A 20,074-nucleotide genomic window follows, 5' to 3' on the forward strand; every position below is an offset into this window, starting at 1 on the left:
CACTTCTAAACTCAAAACTCATGTACTCTTAATTCTTAACTAAAAAAATAATTAATTGCTTAATAATCAAAACTTAAGAAGGTCAAAATTTCCAATCCAATCCTACCCACACACTTCTACCCACGCCATCAATCCCCGAGCCATGCGTGCGGTAAGCCTCATTGAGCAAGTTGTTGAGTCCAGCCTGGAGTTCCACCTGTTTGAACTGATAAGCACTGCGCAAATTCAGCACATTCCAACCCGGTGTTCCACCCTTAGGGATGCGCGGATCGGACTTGTCTCCACCGGCCAAACGATCTTGCTTGCTGGCGTATAGCCACTCGATGCTGTTGAACCACTGTTTGTGTGGCTGAAATTTTAAACCAAGCCGACCATTGAGCGGTGGAATGCGGCGCATCGGTTCATTGGCGGTGGTATTTTGGCCGAAGGCATAAGTTAAACTGCCCTGAAGGTTAAAAACCTTACTCAGTGCCCAGGCAAAATCTACTTCAGTGCCGCGAATGAATGACGCTGCTGCGTTTTCTTTTTTGTACACATCGCTACCTTCATAGGTGGGCGACCCTTCAAAAGTGCTGCGCACCCGCGTCACCAGGTCCGTCAGGGCTGTATAAAATCCAGCCACGTTCGCCTGAAACTTGTTGGAACTGTACTTGTAATTCAACTCGTAGGTAGTGGTTTTTTCCGGGGAAAGGTCATAACTCGGCACCTCGATCCCAAAATCAAAACGTCCAAAACTGGTCATGTCGTTGATGTTGGGTGCGCGGAAACCAGAATAAACCCCGCCGGAAATGGCGTGATTTTGACCGGCTTGATACCGCAAAAGAGCATGCGCCACCAAGGCGTCAGGAGTGATCTCGGTGTCGCCGAAGGTAGCGTCTTTAATGGCTAGCCTTACCTGATTGTAGCGCAGCCCCAGATTCAATGTCCAGGCATTCCAGTTCAATTGATGGGCAGTGAAAGCTGCTGTATTGGTGGCATTGGTACCGGCTGGGTAAAGGCCTCGACGTGGGGTGATAGCCCCCGTTTCAGTATTGGTATTGGTGCCGCCACTGGTCACTTTGTCATCGTACAACTCCAACCCCGAGGTAATTTTCCAAAAAGACAAGGGTTGTGCATGCCATTCCAGCACATAACCAAGGGTGCGGATTTCATCCAGTTCATTGCTGCGGGTAACGGTGTTGTTGCGCTGGAAAATGCGGCCTTCTTCAGCAAATTGCCAGGAAGCGGTCAAAGTCAGGTTTTGCAGCCAGGGGGATTGTCCTTCCCAGGCCAGGCGCCCATAAGCCATTTGGCGGGTTTGAGGCTCAAATTGGGCCAGCTTGGCACCTGTGACGTACTGGTCGTAACGTTCTACTTCGGATTGGAAAAGGCCATTGTAGGCCAGGGTAAATTTGGCGCGATTACTTAGTTTAAAAACCGCTTTGGCATCAGCGGCGCGCTCCCGGTAACTGGAGGGACCTTCTTTACCAAGACCTTGTCCAGCATAATGGTCGCCAAAATTGCGTAGACTAGTTCCTGCTCGAAAAGCTACTTTTTTGTTCGCAGCTTTTATTTCAGCATGTACGGTTTGTTCCATGTCCCGATCCAGGTAACGCCCCAGCAGACGGCCACCAAACTGCCATCCTTCGGCAGAAAACTGAGGTGTGGCCGTCAAGACCTGGATGGCACCACCCATGGCGTCGCTGCCATACAACACCGAACCTGCACCACGCACCACCTCAATTTGTTCCACACTGAAGACGTCAATGGTGTTGAAATACTGGTTGGGACCAAAGCGGTAAATGGAGTTGTTGAGCCGTAGGCCGTCCATGAGCAGTAGGGTTTGGTTGCCCGTGAGCCCACGTACAAATGGGGAGCCACCGCCGTGGTTGGTTTTTTGCACAAAAACGCCTGTCAAACCCATCAGGGCTTCGGGGGTACTGCGCGAGCCATTGTGGATGATGTCACTAGCCTTGAGTACACTAATGGCCTCCGAAGCAGCAAAAGCCTGATTCAGGCTGCGCTGGGCTGTAATTACGATATTGCTTTGGATCAGGGTTGCTTCAGCCTGGAGGAATAAAGTATCCAAGTTGAGATCAGTGCCCTGGAGGGACAATTCCCGTTCTTGTTCAGCGTATCCTAGCATGGAAACCAAAAGAGTGTAAGTGCCCTCTTGTGCTGGCGCGTATAGGCTAAAGTGACCCTGGGCATTGCTGGCAGTGCCTCGTTGGGTGCCCTTGAGCCAGAGGTTGGTACCAGAGAGTGGCGCTTTGGTTTTTGCGTCAAGCACTACACCCTGAATGTTTTGGGCCCAAAGTGGAGCTTGTAACAAAAGGAATAGGATGGTGAAAAACTGCTTGTTCATGCTGTTGATGTTATTCTTGTTTTTTCAAAAAATCTTCCACATTGTCCAATTTGGGCGACTCGATGACCGCCTTCCAATCGAATTTGGCGTCCATTGGCGTCAAGGCTTTTTGTGGATCAAAAATTTTGGGGTTAACCGGGAAGGCCTTGTAGGGTGTGAAATCAGGCTGATTGCTGAATAAATCCGCCAAATCACTTGCTGCTGCATCGTATTGATTCAGGTACGGAATCCCCAGGATGTTCCAGAAGGTTTTAAAAATACTGCCAAAACTGTAATGCTGGTGCCCCACGTGGTTTTTTTGTGCATAAGGAGAAATCACCATCAGGATGCTGCGGTGTGCGTCAACGTGATCCTGACCATCTTGGGCATCATCCTCAGTGACCACGATGGCCATGTTTTTCCAATAAGGGGTGCTGGACAAAAACTCGACCACCCGGCCCAGGGCCAAATCGTTGTCGGCCATGTAGCTGGCTCGGTAGGGATATCCGGCATTGGCGCGTTCACCAGCTCCGTGGTCGTTGGGCAGGATGATGGTGAGCACCTGGGGCATGGTTTTTCCAGCTCCAGTGTATTTTTCATTGAACTCTTCCATGAATGTTTTCGCCCGAAACTGGTCGGGGATGGCCATATTGTAGGTAGCGTACTTGCGGGAGGAACGATCGTACAATGGCCCGGGGATGGGGTAGTTGACCAGGTATTTCAAGCCCAAGTACTTCATGGTAGAATCGTCGATACCTGCCGCCAGTTCTACGCCGAAGCCAAAGTTGAAAAAATCCTTTTTGTTGCGTTCCAGGTGATCCCACATGGAGCCTGCTTCGTTGTAATCTTCAGGATAAATGGCGCCGGATGCACCGTAAAGCAAGAGGTTGCCTGGGGCTTTGCTGTTGGCCCGCATGCTGCGTTTTCCGCCATAAGCAGCGGTGGTTCCGGTTTCGACCCATTCGTTGGGATAGGTGTTGACCAGCCAGCGATGGCCATCGGCAGAGTGGTCTGAATCGACGTAAAAATTATCGCTGATGGCAAAGCGTTCGGCCAAGGCCAGGTGATTTACCATGATGGTGGCGTTCAACACGCTATCGGTTTTCCTGCGATTGACTACCTTTTGGTTCGCACCATAACGCGCCATGCTTGCATCTCCTTTTGCTCCTTTGATTTGGCCAAAAACTTCGTCGAAGGTTCGATTTTCTTTGGAGATGAAGACGATGTACTTGATCGGGCTTTCTTTTTGGCCAGGAAAAAGGGGCACTGGGTTGTTTTTGCGCCAGCTAAATTGTGGATCGCTGGCGGAAGTAAAACTGTAATTTTGGCGAACTACTTCCGCAGTGTGGGCTTTGAGTTGTTCGGCATTGGGCATGTCAATGACGCTGAACAAGCCTTTCATCAAACCACCTACATAGTGGCCTTCGGGGCCATCCTTCCAGTTTTTGCCTCCATTGGGGCCGCTGCCGTATCCTTTGGCAGAAGTGACCAGGAGTTTTTTACCATCAGGGGTAACCGCTACCTTGGATGGGAACCAACCCGTGGGGATGTGTCCCAGAACTTCCAGTTTTTCTGCATCAATCACGCCAACTGCATTGACGCCAGACTCAGCTACAAAGAGTTGCTTGCGATCGGGTGAAAGTGCTAATCCAAAAGGGATGACCCCCCGGAAACCACCCAAACGTGCATCGGGTTTCAGGAAGATGTTTTTGACCACGGTATCTTTGACGAAGTCGATGACTGAGATACAGTCGTTGTTGCCATTAGAGACAAAGACGTAGCGATCGGAAGCCACCAGGGAGTTGGGGCTGGCCCCACCAACAGCAGGCACACCATCCACCAAATCGCCAACCAGAAATCCGGTCTTGATTTTTTTGCTGACGCTGGGGCGTTCGTCTAAATTGTATTTCCATACCGAAAACCCTTCGGGAGTATTGGGGTCACCCAATCCAGGCACGTCCAGTTTGCCTTTTTTGTAGCCGTCCCGCATCTCAGGGGTGTTGAACCCAGAGGTGGGAAATTCAGCAGCGGTGCCTTTGAGGTCTTTAGGATCGAGGTTTTTCAGCGGTTTGTATTCAAAAATACCCACATTGGCTACGTAGAGGCTACGGCCATCGGGGGACAAGGTAATGCCAAAAGGATAGCGGCCCGTAGGGATGTTGTGCAGAAGTTTCAAATTTTGAGGATCGATGACCAGGAGGCGGAAGCCGATTTGGTCCACTGCATACAAGCGGGTGCCATCTTTGGACAAAATCATGTCGCCGATGTAACCATGGGTATAGTCGCGCTCCCCATCAATAACTCCACATTTGAGGGAGTCAATTTTTTTTCCGGTTTGTAGGTCGAATTTGAAAATTTTGTTGGACTGGCCACCGGCTACAAAAACGTGACGGTTGTCGGGCGTAATGGCAAGGCCCATAAATACGGATTCCAGGATACCTTCCTGGTTGTTGGCTCCTTCAGGGATTTGGCGGACCGTGGGTTGGCCACTGCCGTCAAAATTGCGGATGACGCTGATGGAGAAAGGGGCATTGCCAGAGTTGGCAGTTACGGCTACCTTTCCATCGGGTGAGAGTACCAGGCCGTAAGGGTGAGGAGCAGTGAGTACACTTTTACCGGCAGGCCTGATGATGCGGCCATTGGGGATGATGCTTTCGCCTGCTGCATTGATTTGGCAGTATTGGTCTCCGGCGGGTGCCTGGGCAATCCAGGGCGTTTTAGGGGCACAGGCAGTAATGACGAGCACAAGAAACAGGTAGCTCAGGGTAGATGAGTATTTGAACATGACGCTGAATGGTTTTATTCAGCGTGAAGTTAAGGGGTTTTGGGGTAGGGGAGGTGAGGTGAGGAAAAAATTGATGTTGGGGTGATGTTGGGTTAACAAGAATGTTGGAATATGTTCGTTTTCTAAAAAAACATTCCCAGCACCCGATGAAAAGAAGAACCTTCCTCAAAGGATTAGCCCGATTAACTGGCCTCGGTGCCCTTACTGGCTTGTATACCTGGCAAATTGAACCGTTTTGGTTGGAATTTGTAAAAAGGGATTTACCCATCCAACATTTACCTGCTGAGTTGGAAGGGTTGACCCTGATGCAAATCAGCGACATGCACGTTGGCAATCGATTCGACTGGCATTTCATCATCAATTCCTTTGAAAAAGCGCGGCGTTTTGAGCCTGATTTTGTGGTGTACACGGGGGATTACATCAGCTACAAAGACGAGCAGCAGTTCGAACAACTGGAGGAGGTACTTCGCCACGCGGTCAAAGGTAAACTGGGCACCATCGGTATTTTGGGCAACCACGATTACGGTATAGATTGGGCACAAAATGAGGTGGCCGCAAGAGTAGTACAATTGCTGGGACAAGCGGGGATTCAAGTGCTGCGAAATGCTCAAGCCACTATCGAAGGACTCAATTTTATTGGTTTTGACGATTATTGGGCCACCAATTTTCATCCTAACAAAGTGATGAGGCATTACCAATCTAAGCAAGCCAATGTACTGTTGTGCCACAACCCCGATGTGTGCGACTTAGAAGTTTGGAATGGCTACCAGGGCTGGATTTTATCGGGCCATACCCATGGTGGGCAATGTAAGGCTCCATTCCTGACTCCTCCCATGTTGCCTGTAAAGAACAAGCGATACACTTCCGGCGAAATCGACCTGGAAGATGGACGGCGGCTGTATATCAATCGGGCACTGGGACATTTGTGGCAGGTACGGTTTATGGTGAGGCCGGAGATCACGGTGTTTACGTTGAAGAGAGGGTAGTTGTCCGCTTCGAAAGGGCTGTACCCTTTCTTGATGTTATGCCGCCCTCTCAGGGCTAGTCTACAAAAAGAGAGGCTCATTCATCTTTTTTATGCACCAATTGTTTGCCATCCCAAGCCCAGACCGTTTTAGTAATGGTTTCTACACTATTGCCAATATAATCCCCTTTACCGGAAAGTACTCTTTTGAAAATTAGCCCATCACTCCCGCTCCCACCTTTATCCTCAGGGAAAATGAATTCAATTTCATCCCAGCTTTCGCCAACATTCATTGTACCTCCTTCAAACCCCATATAAGCAAGGGTTTTGCCATCCCATAAAAAAACGCTAAACCCCGTCCAGTGTAAACAAGCTGGCATATAATTGTACACCCGGATAACGTTGGTTATGTTTGGAACCCCTTTGTTTCCAAGCACCTCAAAACCGAATTCATGGCCATCTTCAGCATTACTTTTGTACTCTTTTGTGGCCAACAGTGTTCCTTGTTTGACAATGCGAACTTCCTGGTAGTATACCCCATTTTCTATCCGGGTCAGACCCAATAAAAACTCAAAACCGTCCCTTGTTACCCGATCCAGAGCCAATAAACCCGACCAAATGTAGCCCTGCTGGCTTTTTCCATTTTGTAAAAACTGCACCTTCACCCAGGGCACTTCGACGCCTTTGAGCGCCAGTTTATCCCCGGCTACATCCAGAATTTTCAAGATTGTACCTGCCTTGATTTGAGTCACCACTTTACCCGTAGTGTTGGGTGCATCCCGGACGTTGATGTTGTCGCCAAAAGCGTAGGCCGTTTTGTTGGTTTCGATTTGGAAATACTCGTGGGTTTCGATATCCTGGGCGGATAGGGTAGTGCCCAAACTGAAGATCAAGCACAAAAGAGTAAGCGTTCTGTACATGGATAAAGTTTTATCTCCAAGAAACGTATAGACTATCCAATAAGGTGTATAAATTGTTGACCTTAAATGAAAACGATGCTAAAAATAAAAAACCTACTGCACTCCATTGGATTGATTTTAATAACGATGCAACTGGCATTTGCCCAACAAGATTCACTGAGCCTAAGCCAAACAGTAAAGTGTTACCTTACAGGCAGTGCCGAAGATGTGCAGTCGAAAACCACTCCTGGCCTTTTGCTTATGGGTGGCAGCACCGATGTCAAAGAAGCCATTGCCTGGTTTTTGACCCGCAGCGGCGGAGGTGATGTGGTGGTTATTCGCTCCTCTGGCGCAGATGGTTACAACCAATATATGTTTGATATGGTGCCTGTTAATTCAGTGGAAAGCATCATCATTGATAGTCGGGCGAAGGCAGAAAATGATAGCATAGTTGCAAAAATCCGTGCTGCTGAGGCACTTTTCATCGCTGGCGGCGACCAGTGGAATTACGTGAATTATTGGAAAAATTCCCCTACGGAGGATGCGATCAATTATTTGTTGAACACCAAAGGGGCTCCGGTTGGAGGCACCAGTGCTGGTCTGGCAGTTTTAGGCTCCGCCTATTTTAGCGCACAATTGGGTGGTGTGACCAGCAAGGAAGCGCTGGGAAATCCCTATCATGAAAAAGTCGCTTTGGGGCATGATGATTTCCTGAATATCCCTTTGCTTGAAAATGTCATTACGGATTCTCATTATACCCAGCGTGAGCGCCAAGGGCGTCACATTGCCTTTATGGCAAGGCTTATGCAAGATTTTAAACATAAAAAGATCTTAGGGATAGGTATAGATGAAAAAACGGCACTGTGCATCGACCAAGATGGGAGGGGCAAGGTATACGGCACCAACCATGTCTATTTTTTGAAAAACGACAAACGAGGGCCTAAAACCTGCGTAAATGGTAGCCCATTGACTTGGAATCACCATGGTCAGGCGGTAAAAGTGTACAAAATTCAAGGGAATGCAACTGGGAATGGTTATTTTAATGCCACGAACTGGACCTTTAGTGGTGGAAATTCCTATTTTTATTACGTGAATAACGGGGTACTGTATTAATTCAAGGTCATGGCTATCCAATTACATTTCATGAAAGCAAAAAATACCTTCTTCCTACTCTTGTGCTTGATTCCTTGCGGGATAATGGCGCAAATTGATAAAAAAGCGACGCCATTAACCAAACAACTATACACGAGTTTACAACAATTGCAAGGCCGTGGCATCCTGTTTGGCCATCAGGATGGGCTAGCTTACGGCCTCAATCCTGATGGAAGCCGCTGGACGGGTGAACCTGGCCGTTCAGACATCAAAACAATCACTGGCGAGCATCCGGCGGTGGCAGGTTGGGACTTAGGCCACCTTGAATTGGATAGTACCAACAATCTTGACGGAGTTCCTTTTGAGTTAATGCGCCAGCGCATCATTGAACAACACCAGCGAGGAGGTATTTCTACCCTCAGTTGGCACCTCAATAACCCGATCGACCCCAATAAAACAACCTGGGATAAAGTAGAATTCACGATTCCTCGTATCCTGTCCGATAAAACTGCGCTCAAAAATTACCAAGTTTGGCTAGGTAAAGTTGCTCGCTTTGTCCAATCATTACGCGACCCACAATCGGGCGAATTGGTTCCTCTGATCTTTCGCCCTTACCATGAGCATACCGGCTCCTGGTTTTGGTGGGGTGCCGATCATTGCAGCCCCGAGGAATACCAGCAGTTCTGGCGTATGACCGTAAAGTATTTGCGCAAAAAAGAAAAGGTGCACAACCTGATTTATGCCTACTCCACTGATCGATTCAACTCTCCGGAACATTACCTCGAACGTTACCCGGGCGACCGCTATGCTGACCTGATTGGCTTCGACATCTATCATCGCAATGCCCCATCTAGCAATGAACAGTTTGTAAAGGATACCCGCCAAATGGTCACTTGGTTAAAAGAAATGGGTAAAGAGCACAAAAAAATCACTGCCATTACAGAAACCGGCCTGGAACAGGTGACCATCCCCAACTGGTGGACGAATATAGTGGCCCCAATTGTTCAAGGTTCGGATTTGGCCTATGTACTGGTTTGGCGCAATGGACGCCCCGATCACTATTATGCCCCTTACCCAAGCCAGCCCTCAGCCCAGGATTTTTTGGATTTTGTGAACTCTTTTAACATCTTATTAGAGCGCAAAACCGCTGCGTTGAATTTTTTTAAAAAGTAGCCTAATGTGGCAGTGTAAAATCCCACTGTTCCCTTTCTGCTGGTGCCAACCCCCCTTATACCAAATTCCTGATCTTTTGGCGAACTGCGTTCCCATAAAAACGTTGAACGGATATTTCACCCCTTCAACCAAAAAATGACTATGGACCTTTTCGCCAGTATGGCCCAGCCTGAATTCTGGATTAGCCTGCTTACTTTAACCGCATTGGAAATTGTACTGGGCATCGACAATGTGATCTTCATCTCGATCATTTCCAACAAACTCCCGGTAGCTGAACGGCCAAAGGCACGCAATTGGGGCTTAATTCTGGCACTCCTCTTTCGCCTGGGGCTCTTGTTTACCATTACCTGGATCATTACTTTGACCAAGCCAATCTTTCACATTGGCTTTTTGCAAGATAAGACCGGTCATGCGCTGGGCATCAGTGTAAAAGACCTGATTCTAATGCTGGGGGGAGCGTTTTTGATTGCCAAAAGTACCAATGAAATGTTCCACAAACTCGAGGTCGATACCAAGGAGCATGATATCAAAGGTCGGGCCAATTTGAGCGGGGTGATTGTTCAAATCATTTTGGTCGATATGGTTTTTTCCTTTGATTCTATCCTGACAGCGGTGGGTTTGGTCAAGGAAGTTTCCGTGATGGTTATGGCGGTGATCATTTCTATGGCAGTGATGCTGGCCTTTGCTGGGCGTATCAGTAATTTTGTCAACAAACACCCTTCCTTACAGGTACTGGCACTTGGGTTTTTGATCATGATCGGGACGCTCCTGGTTGCCGAAGGCTTTCATCAAAAATTCGACAAAGGGTACCTGTATTTTGCCATGGCCTTCTCTTTAGTCATTGAATTGATCAATATGCGGATGCGCAAAAAACGGGAAAAACCCATCCAGTTACATGGATTAGGTGAAGAGGCGGTAGAGGATGGTTTGATGAATAAGCTGTGAAAATTAAAAGGGGGTAGCCCAAAACGCTACCCCCAGCTAATATTACCTGAGTAAGTATGAAAAAACAGAGCACTCTAAAGGCTCTGATTCTTAGCATTGGGGCAAAATGAGCACTTATTTTTTTATCGCCTCTTATTGCACTTTTACATTAAAAATAGCCTCGGCATCGGTTTCCCCGGTACCACACGCATTGGCGTTGCTTTTATCCGCTTCGTGTTTGAGGGTAACCTTGAGGGTACCTGTTCCTGCTGCGCCCGTTTTGAAAGCGCTTTCAAGGCCAAGGGTTTTGCCTGCGGTATCTTTATCGCTGGTTTGTGGTGACACCATGGAACCCGTTACCGCAAAACACACCAGGTGGTCGTTGCTTTCTGCCTTGACCTCGGTGGTGATGTCTTCACTGGGTGTTTTGGATTCATCAAGGAAAGAAACGGAAAGGGTGTAATCGGTATTTGGTTTCAACACTACGTCTTGAATAACGGGGGCAGAACCTCCATCTCCATCTTTATCCACGGCAGAGAAGGTCACAGTTTGGCCTCCGCCAGTGAATTTCAAAGCAATGGTGGTGATCAATTCTTGTTCATTGTCGGGACCATTGTCATCGTCTTTTTCACAGCTCAGGAATGGGAGTACCAGCATTGCCAGGAGTGGCAATTTTAAAGCATTGATTTTCATGGTTTTTAAGATTTTATTGTCAAGTGAAATTGAAAGGCACTTTTATCCGCAAACTCAGGTTGCGACCTGGTTCCGCAGTAAAGTAACGGAAGCGGTTCAAATACTCCCGATACTCGGTATTGAGTAAATTGGATACTGAAATTCCGAACTCCAACCTTTGTCTGCCCCACATCAAAGTATGGAACAATTCTGCATCCAAGCGAACAAACCCTGCCGGGGGTGGCGCATAATCAGTAGCAGGAGCCTGTTTTTGTTGCAGCACCCATAGGGCAGCGATGCGCACAAATGAAGGATGATCAGCCTGTTTTTTTTCATTAAAACCCCATTTCAAACCCTGTTCAAACCGCAGTGGGGGCATATAAATGAGGAAGTCCTCCAGTTCCCGGTTCCAGCCACTCAACAGGGAAGCTTTGGATTCCAGGTGTAAAGTTTTGTAAAGGCTGAAATCCCCCGTCCAATCGATGCCCATGATCCGCGCATCAGCCTGATTGTAGTCGAAAGCCGGGAATGCGCCCCGGATGGTCAGTTGGGCTTCGCTCCGGGGTTGCAGGTAGATGAAATTGTTGATCAGGTTGTAATAGCCGGTCAGGGCCATCATCCAACGATTATTGCGACTGCCCTCCAGGGTCAGGCTGTTGTTGAACCCTCTTTCGGCCCGCAAGTCGGGATTCCCTGCTTCATAACTGGCCGAGCCGTGGTGTACGCCGTTGCTGTACAGTTCATTCACTAGCGGTGAACGCCAGGCCGAACCCGTATTGAAGCGCAACTTCCAATCTTCATTCAAGGCATAAACCAGTCCCAGCGACGCCGACCAGTTTTGAAAATTGCGGTCTTCATCTAGGTTGTTGGTACCTTGTTCAGCTACATGTAAGTGGCGCAAATCGTAGCGCAGGCCAAACTCATATTCCCAGGGGCTGCCATATTTGAAGCGGCGCTCGGTCCAGTACAAACCCCAATCAAAGTTGTCAAAATTGGGGATCAAGGCGCCGCGGTCTACCGTATTGACTTGCGATTGGGCATTGGTACCCAAGGCACCTCGCCAATTGCGGCCCAAGCGGTGGTCCCAGTTCAGTTCTGCCGCCCAGGTGGTGATTTCGAATTCAATGCTGGGGTCATCCAAGGTTTCGGGCAAGGGGTTGAAGCGGCGGTGCGCGTCGTACTCCTGGCGGCGATTGAACTGACGACTCACTTGCAAAGAAAGTTTGTCGGTTTCCGAGAGTGCGTGCGCCAGTTTGACCCGAAAAGTTTCGTGCATGACCTTTTGCAGCGGGCGACCCAGGTCATAACTGAAGGCTCCGTCTTGCAGGGGTCTGCCACGTTCAATGGCATTGTTTAAGTCGGTTAAGTTGCCGATATGTGAGTCCCGTAAGATGCCCAATTGGGTAAAAAAGCGGGAATAGAAAGTTTCTACTACCCAATGTTCTGGCTGGAATTTGCCACTCCAGGAAAAATTGGATTCACTTACCCCGGTGTTGTTGAGGTAATAATTGGGGGTTTGTAAGTTGCCAGCCCGTTTGAGCGTACCCTGAATGCGGCCACTCAAGGGGAGCTTGGCGAGCCTGCCTTCGAGCATACCCGAAGCAATGCCTCCATGGCCATTGCTGTAACCTTGCAGGTGGGCCTCACCGCCAATTCCTGGCGTTTGCCGTACGGGTTTGGGTTCGAGCAGGATGATGCCGCCCAGAGCATCCGCTCCGTAGCGTACACTGGCCGCGCCCTTTACTACGGTGATGCGCTCGGCAGTGAAGGGGTCAACTTCGGGGGCGTGTTCGTTACCCCATTGTTGGCCTTCCAGGCGGACGCCGTTGTTGAAAATCAGGATGCGGTTGCTGTGCAAGCCCTGAATGACAGGTTTGCTGATGGTTGCGCCTGTGTTGAGAGTGCTGACCCCGCTGAGGCGTTTGAGGCTTTCGCCCAGACCCATGCCGCGCCCGGCGTCTAGCTCCACCCCACTGAGTTCGGAACTGGTTTGGGTGCCCGCTTTTTTGTTGCTGCTGCCCGTCACGACCAGGTTTTCCAGGGTGACTGCGTTTTCTTTCATGGCAATGTCGAGTACGGCATTGCGCTGGAGTGCGAGTTTTTGCTCGGCGTGGTCGCAGCCAAGATGGCTACATACGATGGTGTATTCTCCTGGGCAAATCCGTTCGATTTGGTAATGGCCATGCTCATCACTTTGGACCCCCTGCTGGGTTTCCTTGATGATGATGCCCGCATAAGGCATGGGTAAGCCGGTGTCGGCATTCAGCACCTGACCGCGTAGACTCAAATTACAATCTTGACCCAGTAACTGGGTGGATAAACCCAGACCTAGCCATAGTACTGCCCAAAAGGATGTCCATCTTTTTTCCATACGTTTACTCAAAGCCAGAACAAAGATAAAATCTTTTTGCAACAATGTTTCATTTTGGGGTGTTTATTTTTTGAGTTGATTTTTTGAAACTTTAGTTGTAGTTTTCATTTTAATTTCAATTATTTTTTGTGTTTTGTTTGTATTTTTAACACAAATTCGTTGTTTATGCAACCGATACTAGAAAAGCAGCAGATTGAAGCAGAAAAACTTCAGGAAGCTGAAGTTTTTTACCCTGATAACGACGGGAAACCTATGTCGGAAAATACACTTCAGTTTGAATGGATTACATTGATTAAATTAGGTTTAGAGCTTGAATTTATCAATGACCCAAATGTTTTTGTAGCAGGAGACCTATTGTGGTACCCCAAAGAAGGAGACAATAAAATTAGGCAAGCACCAGATGTAATGGTTGCAATGGGTAGACCTAAGGGGTACAGAGGTTCATATAAGCAGTTTGAGGAAGAGAATATTGCTCCTCAAGTGGTATTTGAAATTGTTTCACCAGGAAATCGATTGGCTGAAATGATTCGAAAGTTTGAATTTTATGAACATTACGGCGTTTTGGAATACTACGTTTATGATCCGCATAAAAATACACTTGAAGCTTATTCTCGTAGCACTCCTGATGAACACTGGATAGATATCATTGTACATGGCTTTACCAGTTGGAAAAGTGGACCGCTAGGTATTTCCATGGCATGGGACGGTTTCAATTTTCGACTTTTTCACCGTGATGGAACAGCATTTTTATCTTACGATGAATTGGGATTAAAATATCAAATTTCACAATTACAGGTAAAAGAAGCAGCATTGAAGATAAAGGAAATGGAACTCGACATAAGAGAAGCCAATGTAAAAAAAGAAGAAGCTCAGCTCAAAGCCGAAAAACTTGCCGAAAAACTCCGCAGTTTAGGCATTGATCCTGATAACCTTTAAAACTACCACTTGGAAAGAAACGCTCTGCTGCAATGTAGAGACGCACGGCCGTGCGTCTCTTGGTTTGGTACCAGCATGAGGGTCCACATATACAAAGACGCACGGCCGTGCGTCTTTACCTAAACATGCATCCTGGCAAAAATCAAACCAGCGATAGTTCCCTGCAAAAAGCCATACAGCAACCAGGTGCCAATTACCGTCAGCGATACATCAATGGCGCTGAACAACAACACCATGATGGGCAGGGTAGCAATGATGAGGTACACAAACCCAAATTCCAGGCCTCGGGCCAGCAGGTTGCCCACAAAAATGTCCTTAAAGCGGTTCCAAAACCAGGCTAGGGCAAAAGCCAGTACGATTGGGTGCAAAAAATAAAATGCATTGCGGAAAGGATCGTTGACAAATACCGGATTGAAATATTCAAAAGTGACCGAGAGCAGCAAAACTGGCATCAGTCGCAGGCATAAAAAAGCAAATGCCAACAATACCAAACTGGCTACCAGGCCCGAGGTGAGGACTTTTTTCATGTAATATTGATTTAGGTGAGCTAATGAAATGTAACTTGAAAGTAGTAGGCTTCTGCGGATCGAGCCATGATATTGATCAATGTTGCGGATCGTTTTAATCAGCCCGGAAGAAGAAGAATTTCTAACCAACAACAGCAACAAAATTCCCCAGCCATTCAAAAACAACCGTAACTTTGCATCCAAATACCAAAAAAGTGGCCAGCAACGCTCAACATTTGTTAAAATCTCATCGATTGCGCCTCACCGATATGCGCGTGAAGGTGCTGGATTTGTTTATGTCGCGGGCACAAGCACTATCCCAAAACGATCTGGAGCAGGAATTGGGCAAAGTCGACCGGATTACCCTGTACCGCACCTTGCGCACTTTTGAAGAACAGGGCCTGATCCACAAGGCGATGGACGGTACCGATAAACAAAAATACGCCTTGTGCCAACACGATTGCGGCCAGGGGACTCACCACGACCATCACGCTCATTTTCATTGTGACAATTGTGGGAAGACCATTTGTGTGGAGGAAATTGCTGCGCCAGTGATTACGCCGCCAGTTGGATTTGCGGTGTCGGAGACCCATTTGGTGATCCGGGGGCGCTGCGATGTGTGCCAATAGGCCTTTTTTTTAAGTGTTCCTAAAGCGTCTTTTTTCACCACCTAAGTAACTAAAGGCACTTAAGGAACACCTCAGTTGATTTTATTCCAATTATTGTGATAACAATGGCGCAGGCAAATTTTGCAGCGAAGCTGTTCCAATCACATGCTCGCCCCATTGCGTCAAAGCCACTGGATTTTTGCTTGACTCTATCACTTGGTATTTGATTTTTGCCACCCTGACCGGAAGATTAAGGATAAAACGGAGCTCTCCCTGCGGCCTTATTTCGGCAATCAACTGATCAGTACTCGCATCCACCACTTTTAAGATCATTTCCCTCCGTTTAAAACCCGTCAAATTTTGCCCGATGTTCCCAAGTGGGAGTAATAGAATTTTTCGTTTTTCGGCTTTACAAATACTGGGTAAGGCCATACTGTACAACTCAGATTCATCGTTTTTCGATAGTTCGGTGGTGCTGAAAAAAGCCCGGCTATTGTCTGGTGCAATGCTCAGCCAGTGCTTTTCATCACCCAGGGTATTGACTTCTTTGCCGAGGTTTTGAGGAACCGTCCAGCTGGTGTAATCTGATTTGGGCAGCTTGCTCAAGTCGGTAGATATTCCAGCTTTAGCCATCATTTCTGCATCGCTATTTCCATCCAAAGGTTTGCTAAAAAAGACATCTCCCTGGCCTAAACTTGGCCAACGATCGGCAATAAAATACAAATTGCTATCCGGTCCAAAGCAGGGAAAACGTTCTTCTCCTCCTTCCGCTGCCAAGGTCGATATGGCCTTAGGATTGCTCCAGCCGAAGCGGCTCTCACCTTTGAACATGCGGTAAAGGTGAATATGAGGAGGCTCTTGCTCATGTACCTGTTTTTTATTACCAGAACCTTCAAAGACCAAACAGCGTCCATCTGGCGACAAGGTAGCCCGCCCCACCCAGGGGAATTCATTGACAGTAAGCGGCAAGCCAAAAGGTTTTTGCCAATCTGCTGCACCAAAGGTACTCATCATCAATTTTCCACCCTGAGCCAGCAAAAACTCGCGCCCGTCGCGGGTGATGCTGTAAGGCAGATCGTCGCGCTCGGTGCTCAAGATTTCTACTTTCTGCGGTGCAGACCAGAGGCCATTTAGCGAATCGTAATGGCAAATGAACACATCAAGACCCGTGCTGCCATTGGCTAAGGCCAGGTAAAGACTCTGTCCATCGGGCGCAAAAACTGGGGCCAATTCCTCTCGCCCAGCCTGGCTCAAACTCGGCAGCAACTCAATACTAAACCCATCTGCTGGGCGCTGGAAAAGCTCCATAGCAGTTTTGAACCACGCATTTTTGGAAATGTAAAAAGCATATTGTTTGTCGCAGTCAGGTAGTGAGACATCAGGATAGAGGGGACGCGCCGTTTGTAAAAGCTGAATGGCTTTGTCCCACACGCCCCGGCGCTGATAGGAGTTCAGGGCCATGCGGAAAAGGTCGTAGCCCCGTTTGGAGGGAGCCGTTAGGTTCAGGTAGCGCAATAGATCGGCATCATAGGTAGGCAGGCGCTTTCCGGTACGCAGTTGTTTGGTTAGCTCCCAGCCCAGGCGCAATTCGGCCAACTGTGCCCATTCCGTAGGCGCGTAATCGATGCTGTCGAGCAGCATACCTCCGTTGCTGAGGCGCTCGATGTGCAGGTCTATCCAGTCATCGAGAATGAAATAAGGGTAGGTACGCAGGTAATTGAGCGCAAGTTGGATACTGTCTTGCCGCAAAACTTCAACAGCTTCCTTGGACCAGCAAGCTTCAGAAAACCAATGCCCGGGCTGCTCCTTGACAAAGGTGCCCAAATTGCGGTAGGTATGTTCTTTGACAAAAGCATCGAGAATCAAGGAATAGACGTGGTCGGGGTAGCGACTACCTCGCTGGGCCAAAAGGTCGTGATGATGGTTGTACAAGGCATCCAAAAGGGCGTAGTTGGCCGTCCGCAGGGAGCGAAGGTGCCAACTGACCATGCGTGCCCGTAAGTCTTCCCGTTGTTGAAAAATGGCTACGGAGGGGGTGTCTATAAATACGGCCAGGTGTTTTTCAAAGTTGAGGATGCCGCTGCTGTCGTGGTAGTGATTGAGGGCTTTGTGCTCCAATTCAATGCGCAAAGATTTGATATTCAAAGTGTCGAACTGGAATTTTTTGAGGAGTTTTTTGCGGCCCTTGGGGTTGAGTTGTTCCCAGCGTGCGGCATCCCGGTATAGGGCTTCTGCCATTTTGTAGATGCTGGCCAACTCGGGCTCTTTTTCCTGAAATTCGATTTTGATCAGGCCGTATTGGGCCAAAGGCGCATAAACGGGATGGGCTGCGTGTTTGGTAAAGGCCGTGCGTGCAGCAGCATAGTTGGATTTGGCCAAATACTTGAAACCTTTTTTGACCTGAGCGAAGCCAAATTGAGTGGAGCTCAGGAGGAACAGCATGCAATAGATGGTCGGGCGGAGCATGTTTTTTTTGTGGCAAGATAAGAAAAAAGTTGACTCAAGACGTTGTTTTTAGTTGTTTGACTTATAAATTAGTTAATAGGCAAATTCCCGACCATCTTGCAATTATGACTTAAAATATTTAAAAGTTTTTCCATCATAACGGCATACCCCAACTTCTGTACCGAACCAAATGTTTCCTTGCTGATCCTCCAAAATGCCAAAAATTTGCCCATCCCCCACGATGATTTTGTTAAAATAGGGATCGCCTAAACGGGGCCCGGACCTGCCCCCTGCCCTGAGCGAAGCCGAAGGGTCGTAGCGATACAGCACCATATTGCGAGGCTGCGGTGTACCTGCACTGAACCAGATGCTCCCCTTTTTATCTTCGTAAAGAAAACCAATAAAATCCTTGCTGAACTGGGTGAAATTTTTGCCATCGTAGCGGTATAGCCCATCCTGGCCACCAACCCAAATGTTCCCCGCTTTGTCTTCAATGATCGAACGAACATTGTTGAATGGCACACTCGCTTGCTTGTTTACAGCTGTAAAGGTTTTTCCTCCTGCCTTGAGCGACTTGTGCTGAGCGGAGTCGAAGTAAGCCGAAGGGTTGTAATAGCAAACTCCTCCCCGGGTACCAATCCAAATGTTCCCACTGCTATCTTCGATGATCGAATTGACATCATTGTCGATCAGGCCTTCCTTGGTGGTAAAATTGTGGAATTTTTTTCCATCAAAATAACTTACCCCAGCAGCTGTGCCAAACCAGATGTTTCCACGTTTATCCTCCGCAATGCAACCGACCAGGTCATCAGCTAGCCCATCCCTTGTCGTAAAAAGGGTAAACGATTTGCCATTGTAGCGGTACACACCAGCGCGAATGGTCCCAAACCAGAGGTTTCCCTGTCGGTCTTCAAAAGCCGAAAACACATGAAAACGCCGCAAATTATCCTTGTTGGTAAAATTGGTGAAGGTTTTCCCATCGTAGCGAATGATGCCCTCCCAGGAGGCGAGCCATAAGTTCCCTTTTTTATCCTGCACCATATTGCGGGTGATGCTTTGGGGGCCAAAGGGGGCATTGATTGTTTTGGTTTCGACAAAATACGGATCAACGGTGAGTGTGCTCTGGTTTTTTTGCCAGATTGAAACCGGGTTGGGTTCAGCACTTCCCTTCTTGGAAGGGCTACTTTTAGTTTGTCCATGGCAGGATGAGACCAACAGAGATAAAAACAGCAGGGTGATTTGTTGGCAAAAAAAAGATGGCTTCATGCGTCAGTGATTTTATTTTTTAAGCAGCGGTAAATGTATTCCCTTCTCTCAAGCTGGTTAAGAAATACGTGTAAAAGGATGTAACAAAATTGTAAAGCCATTGAAAATCAAAGAGTATGCCTACATTTTATTTGCACGAGGGTTTGAGAAAAGCATTATTTTTGAGGCATGTTTTCTATCCGTCATTTCAAAAATCTGTGGGTAGTGCCCGTATTGGCTTTGCCCCTGTTGGTTTGGCTGCTTTCGGCTGCATCGGTTGAGGCCCCCAAAGGTTTGTCGCCTGAAAAAGTCAATCTGGCCTTGCGCCGTACCGCCGACCGCCTGTTGCGCCAATCAGGCGACCAAACCAGCCGCATACCCGCCATTGAGCAGGTAGGTACCAATGTGTGGCGGGTGCGTTTGGAACAGCCCTTTCGGTACGAAGAACTTCCTGCTACGCTTCAGGCCTCGCTCGACCTCTATGGCATTCATCAAGCTTATGATGTAGCCTTGCGCCGCTGTGTGTCGGCCATCATCGATTTGGGTTATCACCAGAGTGATGTGCGCAAAGATACCGTGCCCTGTATGGGAAGGGAGATGCCCACAGGTTGCCATTTTATTGAAATCAGCTTTTTGGAAAACGAGGGCAAAGCATGGTGGCTGAATAAAGGTGCCCTGATTTTGCTGGCCTTGGGTGGATTGGCCAGCATTTGGTTTTTAGGGCGGCAAAAACCAGTACAAACTTCCCCAAATGCGGTCAATGAAAGTGAAGCACTGCTTTTTGGCAATTCCCGACTCGATGTGGCCGCTCAAATACTCAGTTGTGGGGAGGCCCGCCAGACTTTAACCTTCCGGGAAACAAAATTGCTCCGGCTTTTTGCCAGTAGCCCTAATCAGGTACTTGAACGGGATTTTATCCTTCAGGAGGTTTGGGCTGATGAGGGCGTTTTGGTGGGACGGAGTGTGGACATGTTTGTGTCGAGGTTGCGGAAAAAACTGGTGATTGATCCTTCGGTGGGGATTGTGGCGGTGCATGGATTGGGGTACCGCTTGGAAACGGGGAGGGGTGAACTGGGATAGGTTTTTTTCACCACCTAAGAAACTTAAGGCACAGAAGGAACACCGAAGTTA

General features: G+C 48.2%; 15 protein-coding genes. 7 read left to right on the top strand and 8 right to left on the bottom strand.

The genetic code is table 11. The features are described 5' to 3' along the window. Positions 1-82: 82 nt before the first annotated feature. Together SFV55_RS10260 and SFV55_RS10265 are read right to left on the bottom strand one after the other, a co-directional pair. The gene (locus SFV55_RS10260; RefSeq protein ID WP_320029405.1) at positions 83-2,344 is read right to left on the bottom strand and encodes a TonB-dependent receptor; all 2,262 of its coding nucleotides are present in this window, start codon (positions 2,342-2,344) and stop codon (positions 83-85) included. A gap of 10 nt (positions 2,345-2,354) precedes the next feature. Continuing rightward, on the bottom strand, positions 2,355-5,108 hold the full coding sequence (locus tag SFV55_RS10265; RefSeq protein WP_320029406.1) for an alkaline phosphatase family protein: 2,754 nt from the start codon (positions 5,106-5,108) through the stop codon (positions 2,355-2,357). A 146-nt stretch (positions 5,109-5,254) separates the two neighbouring features. Between SFV55_RS10265 and SFV55_RS10270 the strand changes: the two genes are divergently transcribed. Further along, entirely contained in the window at positions 5,255-6,094 is an 840-nt protein-coding gene (locus SFV55_RS10270) for a metallophosphoesterase (RefSeq protein ID WP_320029407.1), read from the top strand. A 76-nt stretch (positions 6,095-6,170) separates the two neighbouring features. On the opposite strand, the gene SFV55_RS10275 is transcribed toward SFV55_RS10270, so the two are convergent. Beyond that, positions 6,171-6,992, bottom strand: a complete 822-nt coding sequence (locus SFV55_RS10275; RefSeq protein WP_320029408.1) for an SH3 domain-containing protein — start codon at positions 6,990-6,992, stop codon at positions 6,171-6,173. Between the two features lie 66 nt (positions 6,993-7,058). Here SFV55_RS10275 and SFV55_RS10280 point away from each other — a divergent pair, with 66 nt between their 5' ends. From SFV55_RS10280 to SFV55_RS10290, 3 genes are all read left to right on the top strand, one after another. Then, complete coding sequence (locus SFV55_RS10280; RefSeq protein ID WP_320029409.1) at positions 7,059-8,084, top strand: cyanophycinase; 1,026 nt, start codon at positions 7,059-7,061, stop codon at positions 8,082-8,084. 30 nt (positions 8,085-8,114) lie between these two features. Further along, positions 8,115-9,236: a glycoside hydrolase family 26 protein gene (locus SFV55_RS10285; protein ID WP_320029410.1), complete on the top strand. Its 1,122-nt coding sequence runs from the start codon at positions 8,115-8,117 to the stop codon at positions 9,234-9,236. A 141-nt stretch (positions 9,237-9,377) separates the two neighbouring features. After that, positions 9,378-10,181 carry a TerC family protein gene (locus SFV55_RS10290; RefSeq protein WP_320029411.1) on the top strand — a complete coding sequence of 268 codons (804 nt, stop codon included), beginning with the start codon at positions 9,378-9,380 and terminating at the stop codon, positions 10,179-10,181. Positions 10,182-10,313: 132 nt separating this feature from the next. Here SFV55_RS10290 and SFV55_RS10295 read toward each other — a convergent pair whose 3' ends face one another. Both SFV55_RS10295 and SFV55_RS10300 read right to left on the bottom strand, forming a co-directional pair. Next, positions 10,314-10,853: a hypothetical protein gene (locus SFV55_RS10295; protein ID WP_320029412.1), complete on the bottom strand. Its 540-nt coding sequence runs from the start codon at positions 10,851-10,853 to the stop codon at positions 10,314-10,316. A 19-nt stretch (positions 10,854-10,872) separates the two neighbouring features. Beyond that, positions 10,873-13,203 carry a TonB-dependent receptor gene (locus SFV55_RS10300; RefSeq protein ID WP_320029413.1) on the bottom strand — a complete coding sequence of 777 codons (2,331 nt, stop codon included), beginning with the start codon at positions 13,201-13,203 and terminating at the stop codon, positions 10,873-10,875. A gap of 165 nt (positions 13,204-13,368) precedes the next feature. On the opposite strand from SFV55_RS10300, the gene SFV55_RS10305 reads away from it, so the two are divergent. Continuing rightward, a complete protein-coding gene (locus SFV55_RS10305; RefSeq protein WP_320029414.1) occupies positions 13,369-14,139 on the top strand; it encodes a Uma2 family endonuclease in 771 nt (256 codons plus the stop codon). A gap of 119 nt (positions 14,140-14,258) precedes the next feature. On the opposite strand, the gene SFV55_RS10310 is transcribed toward SFV55_RS10305, so the two are convergent. Then, on the bottom strand, positions 14,259-14,666 hold the full coding sequence (locus tag SFV55_RS10310; RefSeq protein WP_320029415.1) for a hypothetical protein: 408 nt from the start codon (positions 14,664-14,666) through the stop codon (positions 14,259-14,261). Between the two features lie 173 nt (positions 14,667-14,839). Here SFV55_RS10310 and SFV55_RS10315 point away from each other — a divergent pair, with 173 nt between their 5' ends. Beyond that, positions 14,840-15,274 (top strand): Fur family transcriptional regulator, encoded by a 435-nt coding sequence (locus SFV55_RS10315; RefSeq protein ID WP_320029416.1) that lies wholly within the window; start codon positions 14,840-14,842, stop codon positions 15,272-15,274. A gap of 90 nt (positions 15,275-15,364) precedes the next feature. On the opposite strand, the gene SFV55_RS10320 is transcribed toward SFV55_RS10315, so the two are convergent. Further along, entirely contained in the window at positions 15,365-17,719 is a 2,355-nt protein-coding gene (locus tag SFV55_RS10320) for a hypothetical protein (RefSeq protein WP_320029417.1), read from the bottom strand. A 102-nt stretch (positions 17,720-17,821) separates the two neighbouring features. After that, on the bottom strand, positions 17,822-18,964 hold the full coding sequence (locus SFV55_RS10325; RefSeq protein WP_320029418.1) for a two-component regulator propeller domain-containing protein: 1,143 nt from the start codon (positions 18,962-18,964) through the stop codon (positions 17,822-17,824). Positions 18,965-19,132: 168 nt separating this feature from the next. Here SFV55_RS10325 and SFV55_RS10330 point away from each other — a divergent pair, with 168 nt between their 5' ends. Continuing rightward, positions 19,133-20,023: a winged helix-turn-helix domain-containing protein gene (locus SFV55_RS10330; RefSeq protein WP_320029419.1), complete on the top strand. Its 891-nt coding sequence runs from the start codon at positions 19,133-19,135 to the stop codon at positions 20,021-20,023. Positions 20,024-20,074 lie beyond the last annotated feature (51 nt).

Source organism: Haliscomenobacter sp. (genome assembly GCF_033763495.1).
In the GTDB taxonomy this organism is placed as follows: Bacteria; Bacteroidota; Bacteroidia; order Chitinophagales; family Saprospiraceae; genus Haliscomenobacter.